This is a genomic window from Parachitinimonas caeni, assembly GCF_030129945.1.
GTDB classification, from domain to species: Bacteria; Pseudomonadota; Gammaproteobacteria; order Burkholderiales; family Chitinimonadaceae; genus Parachitinimonas; species Parachitinimonas caeni.
In genome coordinates this window covers 1-5,179 of the sequence record NZ_JARRAF010000082.1, presented here as the reverse complement: position 1 = coordinate 5,179, position 5,179 = coordinate 1, and the positions used below count along the sequence as shown (strand labels likewise).

At 60.8% G+C, this 5,179-nt stretch carries 1 protein-coding gene; it reads left to right on the top strand.

Going from position 1 to position 5,179, the window contains the following annotated elements; translation table 11 throughout:
* Positions 1 to 5,179 (top strand): RHS repeat domain-containing protein (locus PZA18_RS23380; RefSeq protein WP_284103309.1); only part of this gene is annotated, 5,179 nt, incomplete at both ends.

The window sequence follows — 5,179 nt, the reverse complement described above, 5'->3', positions numbered from 1 at the left end:
GTCAGCGAAGCGACTTTGAGCCAGAACGAAACCAAGGTTGGCAAGTTGGTTGATCCGGTGACGGGCAAGGACACCCTGCAAATCAACGGGGCCGAGGCGGTTCTGGCGAATGCACTGGCCCCCAAAGCGGGGAAGCCGTCACTACGCCCCAAACCCAGCAGCCTCGACCGCATCAGCCGCACCGTCTACGACCACTTCAACCGGCCGGTGTATAGCATCGATGCGGGGGGTATGGTCAGCCGTACTGACTACGATCAGGCCGGGAATGTGGTTCGGGTGGTGCAGTTTGCCCAACCATTGACCCTGAAAGCCGCACAGGGTGGTACGGGCGGTACCACCGATGTGGCAGGTGTGCGGGACTACGATGCCAGCCGCAGTGAGCTGGATAATTTAACCCAGGAACAGCTGCAAGCAGCCATTCAGCAGCAACTGCAAGCGCTGGATGTCAGAAACCGCATCACGATCTCGCTGTATGACGGCGCGGGACGGCCAGGCACCGTTATCGATGCCGAAGGCTATGTCACGGAATATTCGTATGGGATGGTCAAATCCGACCCATCGGATCCGACTAAAGAAACGTATACCGTCAGTACCAAGCGCTACGCCTCCGCCACGCTGCACAAGCTGCTCAAGCAGCCTGAGGGCTGGAAAGCCTATGCGACGCTGGCGGGGGAGGCGCTGGCAGGGCAAAAGATGCCCGAACCGTATGGCTCGATGATCTTTGCCATGCGCAGTGAACTGGCGAAAACCGCCTATGGCGACAATATCCCTACCTTCGCTGAAACCCAGACACGCTATGACCGTACGGGGCGTGTCCAGGAGACCACCTATAGCTATGGCAACCAGAAAATCGCCACCCGGACTGAATACTATGGGGATGGCCTGGTCAAGCAAGTGTCCAAAGGTGACATCACTACCCGCTATGTGTACGACAAAGCAGGCAGGCTGGTGCTTGAACTGGGCGGTAAAGACACCCTGACGGCCTACGGCTACGACGCCGTGGGCAACCGCACGGTCAAATACGATGGTCGGGGCCTCGCGCTGTTTGGCTGGCCGAAGGGCATGGAATGGCTGGGAAGCGATGCCTCATTTGGTGTGAACGACTACCTGGCCACCGCCCAATCCTGGGCCGATGGCGATGCCTTCAATCAGGCACTGAAGCGGAACAATAGCCTCGACACGTTCGTCGAGCGTTATAGCTACGATGGCATGGGTCGGGTGATCGAAAAACGGACCCCAACCTTGCGCGGCTACAGCGAGGCCTCCAACGGAACGATGGTCGTCTATCGCTCGACGACGGAATACGATGTATTCGGCAATGCGGTCAAGGTGAGCGAGCCCCAGCTCGAAATCATCGGCCCGGCCACCCGGTCGTTTGACGAATCGGCCTACAAATATGGCTACTTCTATTTCGACAAGCTCAATCGCAATTATCTGCAGGTCAACCCTCAGGGACAGGTGATCCGCACCCGCTTTGATAACTTTGGCAATGCGACGGAAATCGTCAAATTCAGCCAGCAGGCTTCGATGGTGGGGGTCGGCACGCAGCAGCAGCCTCAGACCGCCAACCAGATTGCCTACAACGATCTGTTGGTAAACGACGAGGCCGACTCGGTCAGCTATATCGTGCATGACAAGCGGGGCCGACAGCTGCAGATCTGGGAACCGTTCAAGGCCGACAAGAGCGTTGCCGAGTGGCAAGGTAAGGATGGCCAGAAGCGCTCGGGCCAGACCGGCAAGCTGCGGCAATTCGAGTACGATGCCTTTGGCAATGTCATGGTCCGCACCGAAGGTATTCCGGGTAGCGCCTTGGCCTGGACAGCGCGATACGACCGCTTGGGGCATCAGCTCGAAGAAAGCCGTCTGGGAAATGCCAGCGTGGCGGCGACCCGGACCACCAGTGAATACGACGCCAACGGCAGTCTTGCGGCCCGCCAGAATACCGGCGCAGCGGAAAACGAGCGCATCGAATACCGCTATGACTTGCAAGGCCGGCTACTGAGCGTACGGCATGCCGCCACCCTGTCTTATGAAAACGGCCAATGGCAAGCCACCCGCCTGGTCGAAGGTTATAGCTACAACGCCGCCGGCTTGCTGGCGACCAAGGAACTGAGGGTCGAGGCGCTGAATACCGCCGTGCTGTCATCCCGCACCGAAAGCTATGCCTATCACGCCAATGGCCAGCGCAAAACGGTCACCGTCAACGGCGCGGATGGCAAAATCGTTGCCAGGACCACATTTGGCTACGACCCCTCTGGCCGGGTGTATTCCGAGTCCACTAGCGATGGCAAAGAGGTGTATTACGGCTACGACCTGTTTGGCAATCAGACCGAGATCTACAGCAAAAACATGAAGGTGGCCAAGGCCAACTCCGGCAACACGCAGGGTTGGGAGGCACAAGCCGGGCTCTATAGCTTTACCCACCGGCAGTTTGACGGTCAGGGGCGACAAGTCAGCGAGTGGCACAGTGCCGCTTTACCCATTACGCCTTCGAATGAGCGCCCGTATCTGTCAGGGCAGTTTGATAGCTCGGCCAGAGCCAGCACGATGTATGACAGCGCAGGCCGGCGTATTGGTCAGGATGATGCGGCCGATGGTCGAACCCGCTGGGTCTACAGCCGCGATGGTCGAACCCAGTACGAACTGCAATTGGCACGCGACGACAAGTCCTACTACGGCTTGGCCAACGATGACCTCTACGACCTGCTCAGCAGTGGCGGAACGCTGGGTGAGCGCAAGCTGACTGACCAGACTCGCTGGACCTGCAGCCGGCTCGACAAAAATGGCCGTGTTTGGGAAAAGACCCCGCGTGGCGGCAAGGCTACCACCTACCAGTACGATGCTTTGGGCCAGATGCTGCGTAGCCAGGACGCCGACGGCATTGTCATGGCTTACCAATACAATGTGCTGGGGCAGGAAACCCGCCACGCTTTGGGCGACCCGACCAAGGGCGCGCAGCGACAGGTGGTGACCACCGAATACAATGCATCCGGCCAGGCCATCCGTCTGACCGAGTGGGGCAGCGCGTCCCAGGTTGATGGCAAGGAAATCAACGGCGATGAAGTGGGTCTTGAAACCAGCGTCAAAAACAAAGGACTGGTCACCCAATACCATTACAGCAACGGTCGCCTGACCAGCGAAACCCGCCCCGATGGCGAGACCATCCTCTATGGCTACAACGGCTATGGCGAGCGCAGTTGGGAAATGATCCGCCGTGGTAGTAACGGTGGGTTCGACTATTACAACGCAACCCGTATCAGCCATGACGCAGCCGGTCGTGAAATCCGACGGGAAACCCTGCAAGGCGCGATAGGGCAAGGTAGCAACATCCAGGTGAGTGGTGCCGGTGTGACCGATAGCTACGCGGCGGCCCTCAACCAGATGGCCCAGCAACTGGGCTGGGCTGCCCAGGAAACCGTTGACCAGCGCTACAACCTGGCTGGTCAGCTGACCGCCCGAGGCAAACGCGGGGCGGGGGTGCCGGACGATTACGCCTTGCAGGAAAGCGCCAGCTACGACGCGCTGGGTCGGGTCGATATCACCAATATGGGGGATGGGGTTAGAAAAGCCTTCCTGTACAACGCCGCCGGTGATGCAACACTCACCCTTAAAGCTGGCGCTACCCTCAGTGGCACCGTCGAGGCCGGGCGGGATCTGGGGTTCAACGATACCGACCCGCTGGCCAGCCAAATCGCAAAAAACCGGCTGGACGTCACCTTGACCGAATACAACCGACGCCACCAGGTCACCGCGACCCGCCTGCTCGGGGCAAGCGGTGGTGGCGATGGCAGCCTGCAGCTGAAGATAGCGCCACGCAGCGTCGATGGCATGGGCGAGGCACGCGGCGCCATCGGGCTGGCAACACTAGCGGTGGTCGCACGGCAAGGGACCAGCACAGTCAGCCTGACCATGTCGAACCTGGATCAGCTGCGGCCGTATGCCGAAGCAGGGGGGCTCTACCTGCGCATCAGCCGCCTGGGCAAGGTGGAACTGACCCATCTGAGCCTGGCAACCCTCGATCAAAAGATCCGCAATGGCGGGGTGCTGGAGCAATTCAACCAGACCGACCCCCAGACCGGTATCCAGATCAATTCGCTGGAGGTCAGCTTTATCAACCGGGCGATGGATCCGGTCACCCATCTGCAGACTGACTCGACCCTGGTCGCCGGCGCCCTGCTGTTCAAGGGGCCTTCCAAACCGGAATGGACCTGGTTAGGACAACTGACAGCCGGCGCCGATGCGGCCCGCGAGCTGGTAATCGGCAAGCTGCCGGATACCGCTCAGAGCGTGCGCGTCTATCTGACAGACCTGCAAGGCAATACGGTCCGCGTTGCCGACGCGACCCGCCGCGCCAACACCGGCGAGTTCACTCTGGGACTGGGTGAGCTGACTGGGGAATACCAGTATCGCTACGACGTCACCCTCAGCAGCGGCGCGACCGTAACTGGCGGTAGCGGCCGCCTCAGCAATGGCCCCGCTACGGCCGGCGAGCCCCCCAAAGCGACCCCCGCCAGCAGTGGCCTGCCGGTGCAAATCAGCGCCAGCGGCAGCCGTATCGAGGTGAGCGGGGTGGCGGCCGACCGGATGCTGGTGATGTACCGCCCGGTTGGTTCAACCGACTTCACCTACCAGCTGAGCCAGGTCTCCACCCAAGGCAACACCCATTGGGACCTGGCCAGCTGGAACGACGACAACGTGCGAGCCCGCCCCAGCGGCGCGACCGAAGTACTGTACCTGCTGGCTTCGGGCAACCAGATTGTGGCCCGTGGCAGCTTCACCATGCAGGTGGAAGGTAATCAGGTCAGCCAGATCGCCAACGTCCGGCCCGATGCCCTGGGGGGTGAAGGCAAGACCATCGTACTGCGGCACAAGGTAGGCAGTGGCTATGAAGACCACCTCTACGTCTTCGATGCCGGACGCCAGGCCGATGCGGGCTATGGGCCGACCCGATTTGCCTTGGTATCGGCTGCTGGTATTTCTGTCGAAAAACCCCAGCTGCCCGCGTTCGGCCAGGACCCGCAGCTACCGGAAGAAACCCTGCAGCCGGCCGGAGGCGTCAACCTGCCTGGCTTCCTGCATGTGGGCACGCTGCCCAAGCAGACGGGCAACTACATCTACCGCCTGAGCACCGGCGGCCAGACCTGGTATGACCGCCTCTCGGTCAACCTGGAAGGTGGCC